The 21,014-nt window shown below is 66.0% G+C and carries 17 protein-coding genes; 16 read left to right on the top strand and 1 reads right to left on the bottom strand.

The window, feature by feature from the left end:
• The first annotated feature begins 485 nt into the window (after positions 1-485).
• The 9 genes from FOC40_RS08115 (at position 486) to FOC40_RS08075 (ending at position 9,711) form a co-directional block, all read left to right on the top strand.
• Positions 486-875, top strand: a complete 390-nt coding sequence (locus FOC40_RS08115) for a GntR family transcriptional regulator (RefSeq protein ID WP_003794810.1) — start codon at positions 486-488, stop codon at positions 873-875.
• Complete coding sequence (locus FOC40_RS08110; RefSeq protein WP_003794812.1) at positions 872-1,768, top strand: ABC transporter ATP-binding protein; 897 nt, start codon at positions 872-874, stop codon at positions 1,766-1,768. Before FOC40_RS08115 ends, FOC40_RS08110 begins: the two co-directional genes overlap by 4 nt.
• On the top strand, positions 1,765-2,487 hold the full coding sequence (locus FOC40_RS08105) for a hypothetical protein (RefSeq protein WP_003794813.1): 723 nt from the start codon (positions 1,765-1,767) through the stop codon (positions 2,485-2,487). Before FOC40_RS08110 ends, FOC40_RS08105 begins: the two co-directional genes overlap by 4 nt.
• A gap of 220 nt (positions 2,488-2,707) precedes the next feature.
• Positions 2,708-4,096: a glycine--tRNA ligase gene (locus FOC40_RS08100; RefSeq protein WP_003794815.1), complete on the top strand. Its 1,389-nt coding sequence runs from the start codon at positions 2,708-2,710 to the stop codon at positions 4,094-4,096.
• 40 nt (positions 4,097-4,136) lie between these two features.
• Positions 4,137-5,414, top strand: coding sequence for a tRNA dihydrouridine synthase DusB (gene dusB, locus FOC40_RS08095; protein WP_039929297.1), 1,278 nt, complete (start codon positions 4,137-4,139; stop codon positions 5,412-5,414).
• An 11-nt stretch (positions 5,415-5,425) separates the two neighbouring features.
• On the top strand, positions 5,426-6,250 hold the full coding sequence (aroD, locus tag FOC40_RS08090; protein WP_003794819.1) for a type I 3-dehydroquinate dehydratase: 825 nt from the start codon (positions 5,426-5,428) through the stop codon (positions 6,248-6,250).
• A 209-nt stretch (positions 6,251-6,459) separates the two neighbouring features.
• Positions 6,460-6,963 carry a hypothetical protein gene (locus FOC40_RS08085; RefSeq protein ID WP_003794821.1) on the top strand — a complete coding sequence of 168 codons (504 nt, stop codon included), beginning with the start codon at positions 6,460-6,462 and terminating at the stop codon, positions 6,961-6,963.
• A 43-nt stretch (positions 6,964-7,006) separates the two neighbouring features.
• Positions 7,007-8,509: a hypothetical protein gene (locus FOC40_RS08080; RefSeq protein ID WP_003794824.1), complete on the top strand. Its 1,503-nt coding sequence runs from the start codon at positions 7,007-7,009 to the stop codon at positions 8,507-8,509.
• Positions 8,488-9,711, top strand: coding sequence for a S8 family peptidase (locus tag FOC40_RS08075; RefSeq protein WP_081445511.1), 1,224 nt, complete (start codon positions 8,488-8,490; stop codon positions 9,709-9,711). Before FOC40_RS08080 ends, FOC40_RS08075 begins: the two co-directional genes overlap by 22 nt.
• Before the next feature lie 146 nt (positions 9,712-9,857).
• Here the strand turns inward: FOC40_RS08075 and FOC40_RS08070 are convergent, their stop codons facing one another.
• Positions 9,858-11,903, bottom strand: coding sequence for a glucose PTS transporter subunit IIA (locus FOC40_RS08070; RefSeq protein ID WP_003794827.1), 2,046 nt, complete (start codon positions 11,901-11,903; stop codon positions 9,858-9,860).
• A gap of 305 nt (positions 11,904-12,208) precedes the next feature.
• Here FOC40_RS08070 and FOC40_RS08065 point away from each other — a divergent pair, with 305 nt between their 5' ends.
• From FOC40_RS08065 to FOC40_RS08035, 7 genes are read left to right on the top strand one after another with little or no spacing between them, the layout of a single operon-like run.
• Positions 12,209-13,378, top strand: a complete 1,170-nt coding sequence (locus FOC40_RS08065; RefSeq protein WP_231125994.1) for a glycosyltransferase family protein — start codon at positions 12,209-12,211, stop codon at positions 13,376-13,378.
• Positions 13,375-14,583 (top strand): glycosyltransferase, encoded by a 1,209-nt coding sequence (locus FOC40_RS08060; RefSeq protein WP_003794834.1) that lies wholly within the window; start codon positions 13,375-13,377, stop codon positions 14,581-14,583. The genes FOC40_RS08065 and FOC40_RS08060 overlap by 4 nt, the downstream gene beginning before the upstream one ends.
• The gene (locus FOC40_RS08055) at positions 14,583-15,698 is read left to right on the top strand and encodes a glycosyltransferase family 4 protein (protein WP_155844132.1); all 1,116 of its coding nucleotides are present in this window, start codon (positions 14,583-14,585) and stop codon (positions 15,696-15,698) included. The genes FOC40_RS08060 and FOC40_RS08055 overlap by 1 nt, the downstream gene beginning before the upstream one ends.
• A gap of 1 nt (position 15,699) precedes the next feature.
• A complete protein-coding gene (locus FOC40_RS08050) occupies positions 15,700-17,514 on the top strand; it encodes an ABC transporter ATP-binding protein (RefSeq protein ID WP_003794839.1) in 1,815 nt (604 codons plus the stop codon).
• Complete coding sequence (locus tag FOC40_RS08045; RefSeq protein WP_003794841.1) at positions 17,511-18,641, top strand: aminoglycoside phosphotransferase family protein; 1,131 nt, start codon at positions 17,511-17,513, stop codon at positions 18,639-18,641. Before FOC40_RS08050 ends, FOC40_RS08045 begins: the two co-directional genes overlap by 4 nt.
• The gene (locus tag FOC40_RS08040) at positions 18,632-19,612 is read left to right on the top strand and encodes a phosphotransferase family protein (RefSeq protein WP_003794843.1); all 981 of its coding nucleotides are present in this window, start codon (positions 18,632-18,634) and stop codon (positions 19,610-19,612) included. The genes FOC40_RS08045 and FOC40_RS08040 overlap by 10 nt, the downstream gene beginning before the upstream one ends.
• A gap of 32 nt (positions 19,613-19,644) precedes the next feature.
• Entirely contained in the window at positions 19,645-20,964 is a 1,320-nt protein-coding gene (locus tag FOC40_RS08035; protein WP_003794844.1) for a UDP-glucose dehydrogenase family protein, read from the top strand.
• Positions 20,965-21,014 lie beyond the last annotated feature (50 nt).

Here is a 21,014-nt window from a genome sequence, read left to right as displayed (position 1 = left end):
CGTTTGTTCTTGTGCGTTGGGGTGCTGCACCCGATCCGTAGGCAATGCACCTCTTCTGATCGGGTGCAGTGCCCCTGATCGGGTGCATGGTTCCGTAACGGGTGCAGCGCTCCCGCTGGGGTGTTGCTTCTGGTGGTGTGGCTGCATGGGGCGCGGGCGCCTTTGGGCCTTGAGTTGCCTGTAGGTTTGAGATCTTTTCTGTTTGGGGTTCTTTGTCGCCTCGCGTTGTGGTTCCCCAACAATGCCGCATGCAATTCCCATGTAAACCTTTCAAACAGGTAAACGGGATCGTTGGAATTGTAACGTTTGTGGGTGGTGTTGAAGACTGACCAGGGAGAATTGCCTGCGACATTTGGGGGGCGGCGTAGGTGTGGGGGAGTGGAAGGGGTGCGAGGTTCGTGTGGCGAGACCGCTTGACAGGTTAGTTGGTTATATGGTTCAATAGTCATGTAATGAACCACTGAAGCTGAAGGGAGGGCTTGCGCATGGCACCCACGTTCGTCTCGGGGATCCCGATCTACGTGCAGATCGCCGACGACATTCGCGCGCAGATCCTGCGCGGCACCCTGCGTGCCGGGGACCAGCTCACCTCCACCACGGAGTACTCCGCGACCTACCGCATCAACCCGGCCACCGTCGGCAAGGCTTTCGCGATCCTTGTCGACGAGGGCCTCGTCGACAAGCGACGCGGCATCGGCATGTTCGTCGCCGAGGGGGCCCGCCGCGCGCTCGTGGCCGACGGGCTCGCATCCTACGTGGAGGAGACCCTGAACCCCGCCGTCGAGGCGGGACTCGCTCTCGGCCTCGACATCGACTCCATCGCCAACCACGTCCGCGCCTACGGCGCCGACCTTCGCACCAAGGAAGACTCATGATCACCTTCAACGCTATCAACCACGCCTATCCGGGGGAGGCGGAGCAGGCCCTCACCGACCTCTCCCTTGAGTTCGGTGACTCCACCGTCACCGCCCTCGTCGGCCCCAACGGCTCGGGCAAGACGACCCTCATGCAGATCCTTTCCGGCCTCCTTCCGCCCTCCTCGGGGGGTGTGTCCATCAACGGGACGGACATGCGCCCCGACGACCTGCTCGGCTACTCGGTCATGGCCTCCTCCGACAGGGACTTCGACAACTCCTCGGCTGGGGCGCTAGTCGCGTACGCCTCCCTGCGCCCAACCTGGGACCAGAAGCTTTTCGACCACTACGCACAGCGTTTCGGATTCCAGATGAAGCGTCGCAAGAAGCTGCGCAAGGTCTCCTCCGGCCAGGCCGCGATCCTCACGGGCGCCGTCGCGCTGGCCTCGGGAGCCCCCGTCACCGTCCTCGACGAGATTCAGGCACCCCTGGACGTGCCCACCCGCTATGCCTTCTACGAGGAGCTGCTCACCCTGGCCGCCGACTGCATGGAGGGGCGCCGCCCTCGGCGCACCTTCCTCATCTCCTCGCACATGGTCTCCGAGCTCGAGAACGTCGCCGAAGACGTCGTCGCTCTGAAGAACGGGCGCCTCCTCGCGCACGAGAGCGTCGATGCGTTCACCTCCCGCATCTGCGCCATCACCGGAAACGCAGCCGACGTCGAAGGCTTCCTGATCGACCACCCCGGCACTCCCGTCATCAGCTCGCGAACGCTTGGATCCGCCCGCGAGATCGTCGTGGACCTGCGCGACCGCGGCATCACCGACCGCGAGATCGCCTCCCACTCCCTCACACTCTCGCCCTGCTCTTTCCAGGACGCCTTCGCCTACCTCATCCAGGAGAAAGACCAATGATCACTGCAAACCCCGACCTCATCAAGTCCTCCCCGTCACCCCTGCGCATTGGCCTTGTCGGATCGCGATTCACGGTGGTCCTCTACCTGCTGGTTGTGTGCTTCCAGTTCCTCGTCAACTTCACGGTCAATGGAATCGTCTACCTATCAGTCCCCGACGTCACCGGACAGGTGGACCAGGCTGCCACAAACTCCGCTTTTGTCACGGGCGTCTTCCTCTTCGTCTGCGGGGTCGTCAGCGCCACCGTCAATATGCGAGCCTCAGCCCTCAGCGGCGGGTCGCGCCCCGTGCTTACCGCGGCGAGCTACGTCCACTCCATTGTCATCATTGGCCTGGGATCCCTTATCTGGTGGCTTCTTATCGCCATCCATCCCCTCCTCTTCGTCATGGGACGCGAGTCCTTCCCTCTCGGCGTCGACTCGTGGATCTTCGTCCTATTCGCCTGGGTGGCGTGTGATGGAGCTGGGCGCTTCATCGGCGGGCTCGCCCGCTGCATCGGGTCGACCTGGAAACGAGTCTTTGTGCTCATGGGTGCGATTCCGCTGGGCATCTGCGCCATCGGTGCGCCGGTCACGTGGCTGGTCCTCACCCTCGTCCATAAGTCCGGCTACCTGCCCCCGATGCACCCCGCCTTCTACCTGCTCGGTCTCATCTCGCTGACGGTTATCGCCTCCGGCTGGCCGTTGACCGCCTCGGGTCACATCAGGCGTGTCGGCTGAACGCCTGTTCCGCCCGGGGAACATGACCCCTCGACCCGGCCCCGGCCTCGTCCCCTCATCATCCGGGGACGAGGCCGGGGCTCCTTCGTCGGTTGGGTGCGCACCTGTGGTGGGCTCCATGAGCTCGGAAGGGGTCGCAAGTGCCCGACACAGTAGTTATCGGCTAGTATCGATGGCGACACGACAGCCAGTCGTGCCCCAGATACTCAAGGAGTGACAAGTGGCTAAGGGACCCTCCCGCCTCGACAATGTGATCAGCCTGGCCAAGCGCCGCGGCTTCGTCTTTCCCTGCGGTGACATCTACGGTGGCACCCGCTCCGCGTGGGACTACGGCCCGCTCGGCGTGGAACTGAAGGAAAATATCAAGCGCGCCTGGTGGAACGCCATGGTCCGCCGCCGCGCAGACGTCGTCGGCCTGGACTCCTCCGTCATCCTCCCGCGCGAAGTGTGGGTCGCCTCCGGCCACGTCAAGGCCTTCACCGACCCGCTCATTGAGTGCCTCAACTGCCACAAGCGCGCCCGCCAGGACCAGCTCATCGAAGAACTCGCCGAAAAGAAGGGCGTCGAGGAATCCACCCTGTCCAACGACGACATTGCCTGCCCCAACTGTGGCGTGCGCGGCCAGTGGACCGAGCCCCGCGCCTTCTCCGGTCTGCTCAAGACCTACCTGGGGCCCGTTGACGACGAGGCCGGCCTGCACTACCTGCGCCCCGAAACCGCGCAGGGCATCTTCATCAACTATGCGAACGTCATGAACGCCGCGCGCAAGAAGCCGCCGTTCGGCATCGGCCAGATCGGCAAGTCCTTCCGCAACGAGATCACGCCCGGCAACTTCATCTTCCGTACCCGCGAGTTTGAGCAGATGGAACTCGAGTTCTTCTGCGAGCCCGGCACCGATGAGGAATGGCACCAGTACTGGATCGACTACCGCAAGGCCTGGTACGTCAACCTCGGCATCGACCCGGAGAACCTGCGCGAGTACGAGCACCCGCAGGAGAAGCTCTCGCACTACTCCAAGCGCACCGTCGACCTGGAATACCGCTTCGGCTTCCAGGGTAGCGAGTGGGGCGAGCTCGAAGGCATCGCCAACCGCACCGACTACGACCTGACCGTCCACTCCGAAGCCTCCGGCGCGAAGCTCGACTACTTCGACCCGAACACCAAGGAACGCTGGACCCCCTACGTCATCGAGCCCTCGGCGGGCCTGACCCGTTCCCTTATGGCCTTCCTCATCGAGGCCTACCACGAGGACGAGGCCCCCAACGCCAAGGGCGGCGTCGACAAGCGCGTCGTTCTCAAGCTGGACCCGCGCCTGGCCCCCGTCAAGGCCGCCGTCCTGCCCCTGTCCCGCAAGCCCGAACTGACCGGCCCCGCCCAGGAGCTTGCTGACGAGCTGCGTGGCATCTGGAACGTCGACTACGACGATGCCGGCGCCGTTGGCCGCCGCTACCGTCGCCAGGACGAGATCGGTACCCCCTTCTGCATCACCTACGACTTCGACTCGATCGAAGACCACGCCGTCACCATCCGCGAGCGTGACACGATGGAGCAGGTGCGCATCCCGCTCGACAAGGTCAAGTCGTACCTGATCGAACGCCTGGGCTGCTGACTTGCAGATAGCCTCAACATCCGCAGCGGCCCCTCTTCGCGTGGGGCCGCTGCGCCTGTGGACACCCGTCGTCCTGGCCCCCATGGCCGGGGTGACGGACGTGCCCTTCCGACGCCTGTGCCGCATCATGGGCGAGTCGGGCCTGCCCGACCACCTGCGACCCGTCGGCATCCCCTCCTGGGCGGCCGAGTCGGGGGAGGGGGCCACGGCCTCGTCCCCGAAGGCACCCGGCGAAAGCTCCAACGAGCCGCGCCACGTCACCATCCCGCGCGTGGACGCGCCCGCAGGCCTGTACGTCACCGAGATGGTGACCAGCCGCGCCCTCGTCGAGGAGAACGAACGCACCCTGGAAATGGTGCGCCCCGACCCCGCCGAGCGCGTGCGCTCCCTGCAGCTCTACGGCGTCAACCCCGCCGTCATGGCAAAGGCCGCGACGATGCTCGTCGAACGCGACCTCACCGACCACATCGACTTGAACTTCGGGTGCCCCGTCCCCAAGGTGACGAAGAAGGGCGGGGGAGCGGCCCTGCCCTGGAAGCGCGACCTGTTCTCCGACCTCGTGGGTGCCGTGGTGCGCGCCTGCGACGAGGCCGGGGAGCGAGCGGGGCGCGAGATCCCCGTGACCGTCAAGATCCGCATCGGCATCGACTCCGAGCACGAGACCGCGACGGACGCCGCCTTGAGTGCGCAAAAGCTCGGCGCCGCCGCCCTCACCCTGCACGCGCGCACCCAGAACCAGCACTACGCGGGACACGCCCACTGGGACGAAATCGCGCGCCTGAAGGACCTGCTCGACATCCCCGTCTTCGGAAACGGCGACGTCTTCGAGGCCGCCGACGCCCTGGCCATGCTGGAACAGACCGGCTGTGACGGCATCAGCGTCGGGCGCGGCGCCCAGGGACGCCCCTGGATCTTCCGCGACATCGTCGCCGCCTACCACGGCGGGTCCATCCCGCCCGGCCCCAGCCTCGCCGAGGTCGTCTCCGTCATCGAGTGCCACGCCGCCTGGTGCGTCGTCGACCAGGGCGACGAGGGGCGAGCGCTGCGCGAGATGCGCAAACACATCGGCTGGTACCTGCGCGGATTTGCCGTCGGCGGCCCCCAGCGCCACGCCCTGTCCATGGTCTCGACCCTGCAGGAGCTCCACGAGCGCCTCGCGGACCTGGACCTCAACCAGGCGTTCCCGCCCGCAGCACGCGGACCTCGCGGCCGAGCCGGTGGCGAAAAGACCCCCCACCTGCCCGACGGCTGGCTGGACCACCCCTCCCTCACGCAGAGCGAACGAGATCGCCTGCACCTGGCAGAAATCGGATACTAAGCGAAGGAATCATGCCTTACTCATCTGCGCCCGACCCCGACCCTGCGCCCGGACTCGTCACCATCGGGCGAGCCGCCAAGAAGGCGACGCTCGGGGGACGTACCCAGGTCATCGTTCCCGTCAGCGGGGATGCGGCAGCCCTGAGCGGGCAGGTTGAGGCGCTGGCCTTGTGCCGCGCGGACATCGTCGAGTGGAGGGCCGACACCTTCCTGTCTTCCCTCGTGGGGTCGCACTTCGTGGCCGCCTCGGACGTGGAGGAGGACCTGGTGCGCATGGCCCGATATGTCGCGGATTCCTCGCCCCTGCCGGTGTTGGCGACCATCCGCACGTCGGTCGAGGGCGGCGAGGCCTACCTGGATGACGAGGAATACTGCGCCCTGGTGCGGCGGCTTGCGTCCTTCGCGGGCGGTGTCGACGTGGAGATCTCGCGAGACGGATCTTCCGCTCTCATCGAGGAGGCGCACGAGGCCGGCGCGATCGTCGTCGCTTCCTTCCACGATTGTGAGGCGACGCCCGGCGACGAACAGCTCGCCGAGGTTCTTGCGGCCATGAACTACGCGGGCGCTGACGTCCTGAAGTTCGCGTGCATGGCGACCAACGCCACGGACGCGGCCCGCGTCCTGGCCGCGCAGGCGTGGGCGCGCGAGGCCTACGACCGTCCCGTCATCGGCATCTCCATGGGGGAGCACGGCGCGCCCACACGCCTGATCGGATCCGCCCTTGGCTCCGCGGCCACCTTCGCGACCCTGCCCGGGTGGGAGGGGAGTGCCCCCGGCCAATTCACCGTCGAGCAGGTGCGAACCGTCCTGGATATCGTCGAGGTAGGCGAGGCCTAGAGCCTGTCGTGCGCGGCCGGTTGCTGTGCAGCGTGAGGGGCGCTGGAGTGTTCTCCGGCGCCCCTCACTGACAATCAATATTGTCATTCTGTTGTGTCCGAAGGATAGTAAATCCTCGCAGGAATTCAGCTTCCATCGATAGACTGTGACTAGGTGGTTACCTCGCTGCCGAGGAGCGAGGCTGGGTTCAACTGAAGGAGAGCTGGGCAATGCCAGACGTTGCTTTTGATTCGGAACGTCATGCGCAGGCGCGTCATGATGTACACGACAGTGGGCAGGAACTCGCAGCCTCCGCCGTGTCCGCCAATGTGCTCGCGATGGCGCAGATGTTCGGGCATTGGACAACGGAAAACGCAGCTCAGGACATGGGAAAGACAGTGCGTTCATTCCTGACGGCCTTTTCTTCGCAAATGGCACATGAAGCGCAGTTCGTCGGCGATATGGACGTGAAAGTAAATCAGGCGGTGGCGGACTTCGAGGGGACCGAGGAGGATGCTCGCGCCGCGATGGCCGCTGTCAGTACCGCGCTGCTGTCGCTGAATCAGGGAGAGAGCGCGCATAAGGTCTATTCACAGGAGACCATCGACAAATTGACGAGTGAGAATAAGCCCAAGGATGATGCTGTGCAGGGCGACGAGCACGAAAGCGAGCAGCAGGAAACATCCAATACTGTTGGGCAAACACCGTCTCACGATGAGCCCAATAGCTACTGAAACATACTGGATCAAGGAGATTATAGAATTGGTGTCTTCACCCATGTACGACCGCTTGATGCAGTTCGCTAACAGCGCGCCGGAGAATGAAAAGCTCTACGGCTGGGACGACGAACATTCGACCGTCGTTAAGGCTATCCGCAAGGCTCAGGAGAAGATTGAGCATTTCAAGGATCACCAGGGCTTCACGGGGCAGGCCGGCGATGCGATGAGCGCCGAGGCGGTGCGTGCCTTTAATCGATTCAATGGCCAGGCAAACTTCTACCTGACAGGCATGTCGTACTACGTTGAGGCGCGCCGCGCGATCATGCTAGCCGCTGAGGAAGCCCGCCAGCTGTCGCCCACGTTGTTGGATCCGATGACCGAAGCTATGCGTGACGTTGCTACGGTGACAATCCCTGTCGCCTCCAACTTCGGTCTTCCGGGACAGTTCGTGAACTCCCTTGTTGTCACCGGTGCCGCGTACGTCAACGCTGTCGAAGCGCAGGCCAACGCACAGCGGGAGGCAAAGTCCACCGAAATCATCGAGCACCTCGAATCTACGATGAACAATCTGAGCTCAAAGTTACAGGGGCACACCGATACTGGACCTAACCTCTCCGACCGAGGCGACTGGACTCCCATTCCTGAAATCCCAAAGGACTCAGCGGATGCCCTCGAAAAAGGGCATATCACTATTTCTCCGTATGAGGGCGGTGCCTACGGACGTTCGCGTTCGGATGCATTCGGCAACGCCGATCTAAGGGGTTCAGACTCGGGTCTTTATCCGGGAGGATACGACAACGGCGAAGGCATCAACCAGCGCGTCATGCAGTCGCCGCGCGTGCCGAGCCGTTATTTCCCTGAGGGAGAAGTAGGTTCGCGCGCGAATCCGATCACTGACCCGCAGGATCTCATGGACATGGACCTGCTGCACACGCGCGTCAATGGAGACCGGCACGCAAACGGCGTCATTGGCGGGCATACTCCAGCCCCTCCGATCGACCGTGATCATCCGCTGTGGGGGTTGAATGCTTCTCGTGCTGCGGAATCCCAAACAGCAGGCCGCCTTGGCGGCATCGGTGTGATGGGGGCTGGAGTTCTCGGCCTACGGGGAGCTGCTCGCATGGGTTCCGTTAGCATGGGGGCTATGGGGCGAATGGGAGGCGTAGGAGCAGGCTCGTTTGGCACCTCTGGTGCCGGAGCGCTCGGTCGTGGCAGTGCGGTAGCTGGTTCGTCCGCTCTGCGTGCGGGAACGTACAGCGGAACGGGCATGGGCACCTACACGCCACCAGGTTCCGGTCAATCGGCAGGAGCTGCCGCCGGGCAGGGTGCTGCCGCCGGTCAGCGGGGCGGTTTCATGGGTGCCTCCGGCGCTGGTGCCGGTGGCGCGAAGGAAGATAAGAAGCAGCGCCGCCGCAAGTACGAGGCCTTCCGCATCGAGGATGAGGATGACGACGCGCTGCCACGTGGATACGTCAATCCGTTGTCTCAGACGTACGGTACAGACAAGGACATTGCGCCGGCACGCCGCCGCGACGACGGATGGGATCCCAACCAATGGTGACGGTACGACAGGCGGTGCTCACCAATGCTCTGAGGAAAGGCTCACGGCGCGCTGCAGTAGCATCTGGATGCGTGCTTGCTTTGGCAGGCAGCGCATTGGCAGCCACCCCTACGCACGCGGACGACCGTCAGATCACGGCCGCCGACCAGGCGTACTTCTCGTACTACCACCTCGACGCCGCGCGAGCAAAGGGCTACACGGGAAAGGGAGTTACCGTCGCGCTCATTGATGGAAAAGTTGATACCTCCGTCCCCGAGTTGGCAGGAGCAAACATTATTGACAAGACTCCCTGTACGGTCAATTCAAGTTCCGAACACACAAACCACGGAACGGGTATAGCCTCCCTTCTAGTTTCTCGTGACTACGGAGTCGTTCCCGACGCGACACTTCTTTCCTACCAGAGCCACGACTCTTCAAGCACAGTTGAGCACGATTGTCAGCTTGCGGCAAAGATCCCTCTTATCGGTCTCCCTTCGCTAATTAATCACGCTATAAATGATGGCGCATCCATCATCAGTTTCTCGGCATCGAGTCGAGAACATGAGAACAATCTGAAGTGGGCGATAGCCCGGGCCATGAGTCAGGGAGTCATTATTACCGCTGCAGCGGGTAATGCGGGAAAGGACGAAAATGATACCTCCCTATCCTGGTGGTCTGGCGTTGTCGGGGTCTCTGCTATTGATGACAAAGGAAAGTTTGCTTCCTACTCATCGTGGGGCCAGGGAGTGACAACTGCAGCGGTTGGTGGACCATTTGTTGAACGCTTAATATCTGACGGCAAAATCGGCACTACCCAGGGCACCTCTTATTCCGCCCCCATTGTTGCTGGAGCTCTCGCTCAGGCGCGCGCAAAGTGGCCCAACGCAACCGCGAACCAACTGTTACAGTTACTCATCAATACCGCTACGTTGCCTGCAGAAGGACAGAATATCTATAGCGGTTATGGGGCTATTAACCCTGGAAAGATGCTCAACACTGACCCGAGCCAGTACCCCGACGAGAATCCGCTGGCAGACAAGGGGGGCGGTACCAGCCCCACCCCCGCAGAGGTCCAGCAGTACGCCGACGGGCTCGTCGATCCCACCGAAATCGCCTACGACAATTCCTACGCCTACCGCGGCCTCGACGAATCACAGATCACCAACAAAGACAACACCTACCCCATCCACTTGGGCACGAGCCCGAGGTTCCATAGAAAGTAGGGCGTGACATGGTGAGGGGCGCCGGAGAGTTCTCCAGCGCCCCTCACGCACATTGCGTGCGGTTACCGCGCGCGTCGGTGGTGCGGGGTAGAAACGCATGTGGGTGCGGGCCGATTGGCCCGCGCCCACAGCGATGCTCGGAAAGCTCACGCCTCCTTGGGGGACACAGTCACGACCGTGTCACTGATACCCACCGGGCCGGGGGCGGCCGGGGTGATCTCGCCGAACTTCTTCTTGTTCGTCACGACCATCGGGGTGATCGTGTCGTAGCCGGCCTCGCGGATAACATCCCAGTCAACCTCAGCCAGGACGTCGCCGCGCTTGACGACGTCACCCTTGGCGACGCGCGGCGTGAAGCCCTTACCCTCCAGCTTCACGGTATCCATGCCGATGTGGATGAGCACCTGGACGCCGGACGCGGACTTGATGCCGTAGGCGTGGCCCGTCGGGAACGCAACCGACACCTTGCCGTCACACGGAGCAACAACCACGGCGCCAGCGGCCGGGGAGACGGCGATGCCGGGACCGAGAGCGCCGGCTGCGAAGGCCTCGTCGGCAACCTCCGACAGCGCGACCGTGGTGCCCGCCATGGGGGAGGTGAGCGTCAGGTCAGCCTTCGCCTCGTCGCTGAACTCGGGAGCGGCCTCAGCCACCGGAGCGGCGGAAGAAGCAGCAGCCGGGGCGGCAGCGGCGGAAGGAGCGACCACGGGAGCGTCGTCCTCGAGAAGGGACTTCTTCGCGCGAACCTCAGCCTTCTGCTCCTTCGTGCGGTAGTCGAAGAAGACAACCATGAGGAACGCGGTGAAGAATGCGGCGGCAATACCAAGGCCGTAGACGGACATGGGTGAGAAGACCGGGATCGTCAGCAGCGACGTGAACACGAAGGTGTGCGTGATCGCGCCGCCACCGATGCCGATGACCAGGCCACCGACGACACAGCCGGTGAGCATGAGCGGGTAGATGCGCTTGAAGCGCAGGTGGATGCCGTACAGGGACGGCTCGGAGATGCCGCCGAAGAGGCCCGCGGCGAGAGCACCCGACGCGGTCTGGCGCATGTCAGTGTCGCGGTCACGGATCGACAGGAAGAGCACGCCGGCCGTGGCACCGAAGCAGGCGAAGTTCCACGCGCCCATGGGGCCCTGGATGAAGTCCGAACCCGTCGCGGCGATGTTGGCCAGCTGCAGGGCGTTGAGAGGCCAGTGCAGGCCCAGCGGCACGAGGAAGGGGTAGATGATAGGGATGATGATCGCGAAGAGGACGGGGGCGTGGCCGTTGAGCCAGGCCAGGCCGCCGCCCAGGCCGTTACCGATCCAGATCGACAGGGGGCCGATCAGGAAGGCAGTGAGAGGCATCATAATGATGAAGGAGATGAAGGGGACGAACACCATCTGGACGTTCGAGGGGATGATCCTCTTCAATCCCTTGTAGAGCAGGGCGAGGATCGGCACCATCAGCAGCGGCACGAAGACCTGGCCGCCGTAGTCAGACAGCTGCAGGGGCAGGGAGCCGATCTGGGTGACGCACTGCTCGGAGCCGAGCGCGGTGGTCGTACAGGTCGTCTCAGTGAAGGAGGACGCATTGCTCAGGCCGATGAAGTTGGGGGTGAGCAGCGACAGGATAACGGCCGTGCCAACCCAGGGATCGATGTCCAGCTTCTTGGAGGCGTTGTAGGCGACCATTGCGGGCAGGAAGTAGAAGACTGCACGCCACATGGAGTTCACGTAGCCCAGCCACGCGGGGATAACATCTGCGTGCGTATCAACGACGCTAAAGGCTTCAAGAACCGCGAGGAACGCCAGGATCAGGGAGGCGCCGAGGAGGACGGGCAGCAGCGGGCGGAACGAGTCCGACAGGTACTCGAAGAAAGCGTCAACGATGGCGTTCTTGCCGCGCGCCTTCGCGCGGGCGGCGGCCTTGACGTCGTCGTTCGAGGCTGCGGCTCCCGACTTCATTGACGGCAGGTTGTTGATCTCGTTGAAGACCGACTGCACGGCACCGCCGATAACGATCTGGTAGCGATCGCCGGACTGCGGGACGGCACCGAGAACGCCGTCAATGGCCTCGACTCGGTCCTTGTCGACGACCGATGCGTCGTTGAGTTCGAAGCGCAGACGCGTCGCGCAGTGGGTGAAATGGGTGATGTTGCCGGGACCACCGACCGCATCGAGGATTTCCTGTGCCGTGTTGGACACTCGGGACTCCTTCCGTGGATGGGGATTCGACGCTGAATGCGACTCTTGACAATTAGCATGTTTGAACAAATGCTGAAAGACCCGAAGGGGTATCTCACAGTAATCTCTCGGTGATTATCGGGGCTTTTTCAGTAACGAGGCCCGGGCTCCCTATCGGGTCATCAGGCGGTGTTGCTCGGCGTCCTTCCGTGCCCATCGTCGCTGGTCAACCATCATGAGAGTGTTCTCATGATGCTCTCATCCTGGTCTTTTCGTAGTTGGGCATTCTGGTCACTAACGATCACCGACACGGAAAGGACGAGACCTTGACACCGCCACTGTCAGTGCTCCTCTACAGCCACGATTCCCAGGGCTTGGGGCACGTGAAGCGCAACCTTGCTCTCGCGCATCACATTGCCGCGCGCATCGCCGGGGAAGCGGTGCGCGGACTCATCGTCTCCGGCCTGGCCCACAACCCGCTGTTCACCCTGCCCGAGGGCTTCGACTGGCTGGCCCTGCCCGGCATCGCGAAGAAGAATGGCGCGTACGTTCCCCGCCGCCTGTCCGGTTCGCTCTCCGATACCCTCGCTCTGCGCTCGGCCCTCCTCGAGTCCGCTCTCGTGGCCTTTTCCCCCGACCTCGTCGTCGTCGACCGCCACCCTCTGGGCGTGGGCCGCGAACTTGAGGCCCCGCTGCGCGCCCTCAAGCGCTCCCGCCCCCAGGCACGCGTCGTCCTGGGGCTGCGTGACATCCTCGACGAACCCACCGTGGCCGCGCGGGAATGGGCCGATCTGGGAGGTGCCTCGATCCTGGACGGCCTGATCGACCAGGTGTGGATCTTCGGCGATCCCTCCATCCACGACGCGACCTCGACGGGGGAGGTACCCGCCGCCCTCGCGTCCCGCGCGATCTTCACCGGCTATCTGGCCGACGGCCGCACCGACGTGGATCCCCACCCCGGCCCGATCAAGCGCCCCTTCGTGCTGACGACGGTCGGAGGAGGATCCGATGGCGGGCGCATCGTCGAGGCCGCGGCTGGCGCCCGCATGCCCGAGGGACACGACCACCTCGTCGTCGCCGGACCCCAGCTCGACGACGCGAGCATGGAACGCGCCCGCTCCCTGGCCGGCCCCACGACCACCGTCGTGCGCACATGCTCGGGCCTGGCCCACCGCATCCGCGAGGCCGCCGCCGTCATCTCCATGGGGGGATACAACACGGTCTGCGAAATCCTCGCCGCCGACACCCCCGCCCTCATCGTCCCGCGTGAGGTTCCGCGCCTCGAACAGACCATCCGCGCCCGGGCTCTCGCGGGCGCCCACCTCATCGACACCCTCAGCCAGGCCGACGCCACGCCCGAGGCGTTGTCCCGCTGGCTGAACGGTGCCGTCACCACGCGGACCGACCGGTCCCGCATCGCCCGCGGGGGCCTCGCCGCCGCCGCGCACGCAGCTATGACCCTGATCGCCCCCGCCAACGATGGAGACCTCCAATGACCCGCATCGGCTACGTCCTCAAGGTGTACCCCCGCTTCTCCGAGACCTTCGTGGTCACCGAGATGCTCGCCCGCCAAAACCTGGGCCAGGACCAGCGTATCTACGCGCTGCGCCCGACCACCGACACACGCTTCCACCCCGAGATTGCGTACGTCGAGGCACCCGTAAGCTGGGTGCCGCGCCCCCGCAAGGCCTCCGAGATGTGGAACATCCTCACCTCCGGCCTCGCCGACGAGGAGATGCGCACCCGCTTCGCCGCTCTCATGCCGGCCATCGCTTCGTTGCCTGCCGACGACGTCGCCCAGGGCATCGCTCTCGCCCTCGCTGCACGCGAGGACGGCATCACCCACCTGCACGCCCACTTCGCTTCCCTGGCCGGGCGGACCGCCTGGATCGCCTCGTCCCTGAGCGGCATCCCCTTCACGGTCACCACACACGCCAAGGACATCTACCACGAGTCCGTCGACGTTGACCTGCTGCGCCGCATCTGCGCGGACGCCGCCCAGGTCATTGCGATCTCGCAGTACAACATGGACTACCTCGAGCGCGTGCTAGAGGGCACGGGCGCGCGCCTCGTCCTGCAGCGCAACGCCCTCGAACTGGCCCGCTTTTCCTACCGAGACCCCGAGCCCGCCACGGGCACGCTGCGCGTCGTCGCGGTGGGGCGCCTCGTCGAAAAGAAGGGCTTCGCGGACCTCATCGACGCGCTCGCGATCCTGCGAGATCAAGGAGTGGCGGTCGATGCCTCGATCATCGGCGAGGGAGACCTCAAGGACGACCTCGCCAGGCGCATCGAGGAGCGAGGCCTCACCGCCTCGTGCCGCCTGTGCGGGGCGCGCACCCAAAGCGAGGTGCGTGAAGCCCTTGAGGGTGCCGACGTGTTCGTCGCCCCCTGCATCCCCGGCTCGGACGGCAACATCGACGGCCTGCCCACCGTCATCCTCGAATCCATGGCCGTGGGCACGCCCGTCGTGGCCACCGTCGTCACCGCGATCCCCGAGGTCATCATCAACGGCCGCTCGGGTGTCCTCCTTCCCCCGGGCTCCCCGGAATCGATCGCGCAGGCGCTCGCGGACATCGCCTCCGGTGCCACCCCCGTCGTGGAGCTGGCGCGTGGGGCGCGCGCGCTCATCGAGGAGCACTACGACTCGCGCCGCCAGGCATCTGCCCTTGCCCGCCTTGAAAGTGATGAGGAGACCCTCTGATGCGTATCGCCTACATCTGTGCTGACCCCGGCATCCCGGTTTTCGGAACCAAGGGAGCCTCCGTCCACATCCAGGACGTCGTGCGCGAGCTCGTGCGCCGCGGCCACGACGTGGAGATCCACGCCGTGCGCATGGGGGACCGTGTCCCCGCCGACCTGGCCGACGTGCCTACCGTCGAGTACCCGCTCGATGCGGACGGCGCGGGCGACCGCGAGCGCGCCCAGGCCCAGGCCTCGCGCGCGATCGCGCAGCGCGTTGCGAAGAGCGCCCCGGACCTCGTGTGGGAGCGCTACTCGCTGTTCTCCACGGCGCTCGCGTCCCTTGCGAAGGGCAGTGGTGTGCGCGGGATCCTCGAGGTGAACGCGCCCCTCATCGAGGAGCAGCGTCGTCATCGTCGCCTGGATGACGAGGCTGGAGCGCGGTCCGCGCTCGTGGAGCAGTCGGGTGCGGCGCGTGCGATCATCTGCGTGTCGGACCCGGTGCGCGCCTGGGTGGAGGAGATGACGGGCACGGAGCGTGCCCACACCGTCCCCAACGGCGTCGACACGAACCGGATCACTCCCGTGACGGAGGAGGCCGGCCGCGTGGTCGTCACCTTCGTGGGCACGCTCAAGCCCTGGCACGGGGTGGAGCACCTCATCGGGGCGCGCGCCCTGGCCTCGTCCCCGTGGGACCTGCGCATCATTGGTGACGGTCCCCAGCGCGAGGCTCTCGAGGAGGCGGCGCGCGCAGCCGGCGTGGACGTGGATTTCCGCGGTGCCGTCGCTCCGCACGAGGTTCCCTCCCACCTGGAGGGTTCCGCCATCGCGGTCGCGCCCTACCCGGCGCCCGCAGACGAGGCCGACCACTATTTCTCGCCCCTGAAGGTTTATGAGTACATGGCGGCCGGCCTGCCCGTCGTCGCCAGCGCGCTCGGACAGATCCCCGTGGCCCTACTGGGCTGCGGCGTCCTCGTGCCGCCGTCCGATACGGCTGTGCTCGCTCGTGCGATCGACGCCCTCGCTCAGGACCCGGAACGTCGCACCGAGCTGGGTGCGCAGGCTCGCCTCGCCGCCGAGGAACGCCACTCGTGGGAGGGCGTTGTGGGGCGCGTGCTTGAGCTGGTGGAGGCCTGAGATGGCGCCGATCAGCAAGAAAAACAACCTGGGGGCGCTGTCGCGGACTCTGCGCCTCGTGGGTCCCGACGTGCGTCCCCATCGCGGACTGATCGCCGGGGGCATTGTGGCTTTGCTCCTGGATGTCGTGTTCCGCGTCATGGAGCCCTGGCCGATGAAGATCGTCATCGACTCGGTCGTTGAGGTGGCGCTGCACCGCGGAGAAGGCCCGTGGTCTGCGGCCCCCATGATCGTCGCCTGCGCCGGGCTGCTGGTCGTTATCGTCGGCCTGCGTGCGGCCTCGAACTACATGGCTACGGTGTGCTTCGCGCTGGTGGGCTCGCGTGTCGCCCAGTCGTTGCGAGCCCGCGTGTTCCGCCACGTGCAGGGCCTGTCCCAGCAGTTTCACGCGCGCAACCGCAGCGCCGACACGGTCCAGCGCATCGTCGGTGACGTGAACCGGCTGCAGGAAGTGGCCATCACGGCCGGACTGCCGCTCCTGGCCAATACCGCGACGCTGCTCGTCATGGTCATCGTCATGGTGGTCCTCGACCCGCTGCTCGCGGTCGTGGTCGTTGTGGCCGTCGCGCTCTTCCTGTTCGTGTCGCGCGGATCCTCCCAGCGCATCACAGCCGCCGCGCGTCGCACCCGCAAGGGGGAGGGCCAGCTGGCGAACACCGCCCAGGAGTCCCTGGCCTCGATCCCCGTCGTCCAGGCCTACGGGTTGGAGGACTACATAGCCGGGCGCTTCGGCGGGGCAAACGGCAAGGCCGTCCGTCAGGGCGTGAAGTCCCTGCGCCTGGCCGCCCGCCTGGAGCGCTCCACGGACCTACTCGTCGGCATCGCCACCGCGATCGTGCTCGTCGGCGGCGGCCTGCGCGTGCTCAGCGGCGCGATGAGCGTGGGCGACCTCGTCCTGTTCACCTCCTACCTGCGCACCGCCATGAAGCCTCTGCGCGACATGGCCAAGTACACGGGCCGAATCTCGCGCGCCGGCGCCTCGGGCGAGCGCGTCGCCGACCTCATGGAGGTCCGCCAGGACATCGTGAGCGCGCCCGGCGCCCTGCACCCCGCAGTCATCGGCGGCAACCTCGAGTTCGACCGCGTCGTCACCGAATACGACGGCATCGAGATCCTGCACTCCCTGTCCCTGTCGGTGCGCGAGGGCGAGCGGGTCGCGATCATCGGCCCCTCCGGATCCGGAAAGTCCACGCTCGTGTCGCTCGCGGTGCGCGCCCAAGACCCCGTGAGCGGTCGCGTCCTCATGGGCGGATACCCGCTGACCGACCTCACCCTGGCGGCCGTACGCTCGAACGTCACCCTGCTCCACCAGGACGCCGTGCTCTTCGCGACGACCATCCGCGAGAACATCCGCCTGGGCCGCGAGGGCGCCACCGACGAGGAGATCGTCGCCGCCGCAAAGGCCGCCAACGCCCACGACTTCATCATGGAGATGCCCGGCGGATACGACGCCGAGGTGGGCGAGCGCGGAGGCACCCTGTCGGGAGGCCAGCGCCAGCGCATCGCGATCGCCCGCGCCCTCCTGCGCGACACCCCGATCATAATCCTCGACGAGGCTACGACTGGCCTCGACCCCGAGTCCACTGGACTCGTCCTGGACGCCATCGACGGCCTCGTGTTAGGGCGCACCGCCCTGGCCATCACCCACGACCCGCCCGTCGCCCTGCGCTCGAGCCGCGTTGTGTGGATCGAAGACGGGCGCGTCCTCCTGGACGGCACGCCCGCCCAGCTCCTCGAGGAGTCCGAGGCCTTCCGCGAGTGGGCGGCCAGTGCGACGAGCGCCTCCGCGAGCACCCGAGGGGGTGACGTGCGATGAGCGCGAACCTGTCGGATGCACTGTCCCTCTTCCTCGACTCCTTGCGCCTGTCCGAGGCCGTGGACGCTTCCCGGGTCGCCACCCGCGTGCGCATCAAGCCCGGGGTATCCATCAGTGCCTCGCTCGCCGACGCTGACGGTCTTCCGGTTGGTTGGGCTCGCCTGCTGTGGCCGGATGCGGTCGCGAAGGGCGAGAAGAGCGCCGCCAAGGCCCAGCGCCGAAACGTACCCACCTCCTCGCGCACACTCGAAGACGGCCTGTGGCTCCAGTGGGGCGACATCGTCTCCGACCCGGACCTGATGGTCCACATCGGGCGCGCCCAGGCCTCGGGCATCGTCGAACCACGCACGTGGCAGGTGCTACGCCACAACCCCCTGCGCCGCCTTGTCGCGCGCAGTGGCGGCGTGGTCGTGCGCATCCAGGCCACCGAGGACGCACACGTGCGCGGCCTCGACGCCTTCCTGAGCGCGGTCGTTCCCGTGCCCGAGCGCCTGGACGAGGGCAGCGACCCGAACGTGAGTGTCTTGGCTGACGCCGGGGGATTCGACCTGTCCCAGAGCGCCAGCACAGCCGGGCAGGTACACGCCTGGCACGAGGAAGCGGGAGAGCTCTTCGCCCGTCTCCACGCCGCCGTTCCCTCCGCGCACCTCGCCCAGCGCATGGGAGCTCCCACGGCCTCGACCCGTCACATCCTCGCTGTGCACGCCCGCATCATCTCCGAGCTCAACGCCGTCCTCGGAGCTCGGATTGAGGCGCTCGCGGACACGGCCCCCGAGCCGGAGGAAGCGCCCCTCGTGCCCATCCACGCGGACGCCACGCCCGACCAGGTGCTCGTGTCCGCGGAGGGGACCGTGCTGCTCACCGACTTTGACCGCGCACGCATGGGGGCCGCCTCGCTCGACGTGGCCTCGTACATGGTCAGCGCCGATCCCGAGTGTGCCGAGGCCTTCGCGCGCGGATACGAGCGGGCGGGAGGACGCCTGCCCGCGGGCACCGAACTGAGCGCCGCACGCATCCACGCCCGCGCCCTCAAACTCGCCGACCCCCTGCGCGAGGCCCGCCCCGACTGGGCTCAACACATCGACCACACCCTGACGCTCATCGAGGAGGAAAGCGCATGTCTCTAATCACCGACGTCCGATCGATCGAGGGGATCAAGCGTGCGTGGCCAGCACGCGCCGGCATCGCCGTCGAGCTCGTCGACCGACGCGGACGCCTGCGCGCGGGACTCGCCACCGATGCCGGCGTCGCCATGTCCCTGTACGCCTGCGACCCGGTCCTCGGGACCATTCCCGTGGGGGAAGGGGAGCTCGTCGTCCACCGCCACGCCCGACGCGCCGTCGTTGTTGCGGATCGCTTCGTCACCAAGCACGTGCGCAAAGGCGGGGAGCGCATCGCCTGCAACACGGCAGTCGCCGGACGCATCTACCGCTCATGGGGACTGGCCGTCGCCGACGTGACGGACTGGTCGTCGACCGCTCTGACCTACACGCGTCTGCCCGGCCGCTCCCTCGGTGACCTCGGGGACGAGGGGCTGGACGGGTGGAAGGCTCTCGCTCGGGCCTGGCAGCCGACTCGAGACGCCGCCCTCGAACCCCACACCGGCGCCCACGAGGCGCGCATCCTCGCCCGATGGGCCGAGCAGGCGCGCATCTTCGACACCATCGGCGAAGACCCACGTGTCACCGAGGCGGTCCTGGACGTGTCCGCCCGCCTCATCGAGGACATCGACACCACCCACGTCGTCTCCCACGCCGACCTGCACGACGGACAGCTCCTGTGGGACGGCACCAGCCTTGGCGTCATCGACCTGGACGGCGCCCGCATGGCCGAGCCCGCCCTCGACCTCATGAACCTGCGCGCCCACGCGGAACTGCACCACCTGCGCGGGCACCTCAGCGCCCACAGCCTTGACGTCGTCATCGGGCACATCGACGACGTCGCGTCCCGCATGCCCACCACGCGGGCGCGCCTGGAGGCCTACCTGCAGGCCTCCCGACTGCGCCTCATCTTCGTCTATTCCTTCCGCCCCGGGGCGAGTTCCTGGCTGGGGGAATGGATGGACCACGCACTCTCCGCTCACTCGAGCACTCACTGACCACAGACACCGACACAGAAAAGAGCACTTCCATGAAAATGACAGTTATTGGTTGCGGTTACCTCGGTGCCGTCCACGCAGTGTGCATGGCCTCCCTCGGCCACGAGGTCGTCGGCATCGACGTCGATCAGGCGAAGGTGCGGGCTCTGTCCGCCGGCAAGGCGCCCTTCCACGAGCCCGGCCTCGAAGAGATGATCGCCGCCGAAACCGCCTCGGGTCGCCTGCGCTTCACCGCCGAGCCCACGGCGCAAGACCTGTCCGGCGCCGGCATCCACTTCATCACCGTGGGAACCCCGCAGTCTGACGAGGGCGGATCAGCCGACCTCAGCCACCTGATGGGAGCAGTCTCCATGCTCACCGAGCTGCTCGACCCCGCCGAGCGCACCGTCGTCGTTGGAAAGTCCACAGTACCCGTGGGCACCGCGCACATCGTCGAAGAGAAGCTCGCGGGCACGGCTGCCGCCCTGGCCTGGAACCCCGAGTTCCTGCGCGAAGGCTACGCGGTCGAGGACACGCTGCGCCCCACGCGCCTCGTCTACGGCCTGTCCGCTAATGCTGACAGTGCATTCCGTGGACGCAACGCCCTCGACGAGGCCTACCGACCCATCATCGAGGCGGGCTGCCCCGTCATCGTCGACAGCTTCTCCACGGCCGAGCTGGTGAAGGTCGCCGCGAACTCCTTCCTGGCCACCAAGATCAGCTTCATCAACGCAATGGCCGAGATCTGCGACGTCACCGGCGCCGACGTGACGATGCTCGCCCAGGCCCTCGGGCACGACGAGCGCATCGGACGTCGCGCCCTCGGCGCCGGCATCGGCTTTGGCGGCGGCTGCCTTCCCAAGGACATCCGTGCCTTCGTGGCGCGCGCCGAGGAACTCAACAAGGGTGAATCGGTGGCCTTCCTGAAGGAAGTCGACGCGATCAACACCCGTGGTCGCACCCGTGCGGTCGCCGCCGCCGAGGCCGCGCTGGGTGGGTCTGTGACGGGCAAGAACATCACCGTCCTCGGTGCCTCCTTCAAGCCCGACACGGACGATGTACGCGACTCGCCCGCCCTGGACGTCGCCTCGCGCCTGCACGAGCGCGGCGCCAACGTGCGCGTCACCGACCCGATCGCCCTGACCAACGCGGCCGCCCATAAGCCCCACCTGACGATGGTGGAGGATATGCACGCGGCGCTGACCGACGCTGACCTGGTCGTCCTGGCCACCGAATGGAGCCAGTTCGTCAACATGGATCCGGCTGCCATCGGCCCGCTCGTGCGCTCGCGCACCATCGTGGACGGGCGCAACGCGCTGGACCGCGAGGCGTGGAACGCCGCCGGTTGGACCCACGTGGGAATTGGACGGTGATACGCGGGTCGCGCCCGGGTGCATACCTCGGAGATAACCCGGACAATGAG

The sequence above is a fragment of the Schaalia odontolytica genome, from assembly GCF_009730335.1.
In the GTDB taxonomy this organism is placed as follows: Bacteria; Actinomycetota; Actinomycetes; order Actinomycetales; family Actinomycetaceae; genus Pauljensenia; species Pauljensenia dentiphila.
The sequence above is the reverse complement of the archived record's forward strand: the minus strand, read 5'-3'. Positions and strand labels throughout refer to the sequence as shown.

Coding starts and splice junctions, on each gene's coding strand:
- FOC40_RS08045 (WP_003794841.1), top strand. CDS start 17,511: ATGAGCGCGAACCTGTCGGATGCACTGTCCCTCTTCCTCGACTCCTTG.
- FOC40_RS08075 (WP_081445511.1), top strand. CDS start 8,488: ATGGGATCCCAACCAATGGTGACGGTACGACAGGCGGTGCTCACCAAT.
- FOC40_RS08105 (WP_003794813.1), top strand. CDS start 1,765: ATGATCACTGCAAACCCCGACCTCATCAAGTCCTCCCCGTCACCCCTG.
- FOC40_RS08080 (WP_003794824.1), top strand. CDS start 7,007: ATGTACGACCGCTTGATGCAGTTCGCTAACAGCGCGCCGGAGAATGAA.
- FOC40_RS08035 (WP_003794844.1), top strand. CDS start 19,645: ATGAAAATGACAGTTATTGGTTGCGGTTACCTCGGTGCCGTCCACGCA.
- aroD (WP_003794819.1), top strand. CDS start 5,426: ATGCCTTACTCATCTGCGCCCGACCCCGACCCTGCGCCCGGACTCGTC.
- FOC40_RS08110 (WP_003794812.1), top strand. CDS start 872: ATGATCACCTTCAACGCTATCAACCACGCCTATCCGGGGGAGGCGGAG.
- FOC40_RS08085 (WP_003794821.1), top strand. CDS start 6,460: ATGCCAGACGTTGCTTTTGATTCGGAACGTCATGCGCAGGCGCGTCAT.
- FOC40_RS08040 (WP_003794843.1), top strand. CDS start 18,632: ATGTCTCTAATCACCGACGTCCGATCGATCGAGGGGATCAAGCGTGCG.
- FOC40_RS08055 (WP_155844132.1), top strand. CDS start 14,583: ATGCGTATCGCCTACATCTGTGCTGACCCCGGCATCCCGGTTTTCGGA.
- FOC40_RS08060 (WP_003794834.1), top strand. CDS start 13,375: ATGACCCGCATCGGCTACGTCCTCAAGGTGTACCCCCGCTTCTCCGAG.
- FOC40_RS08115 (WP_003794810.1), top strand. CDS start 486: ATGGCACCCACGTTCGTCTCGGGGATCCCGATCTACGTGCAGATCGCC.
- FOC40_RS08050 (WP_003794839.1), top strand. CDS start 15,700: ATGGCGCCGATCAGCAAGAAAAACAACCTGGGGGCGCTGTCGCGGACT.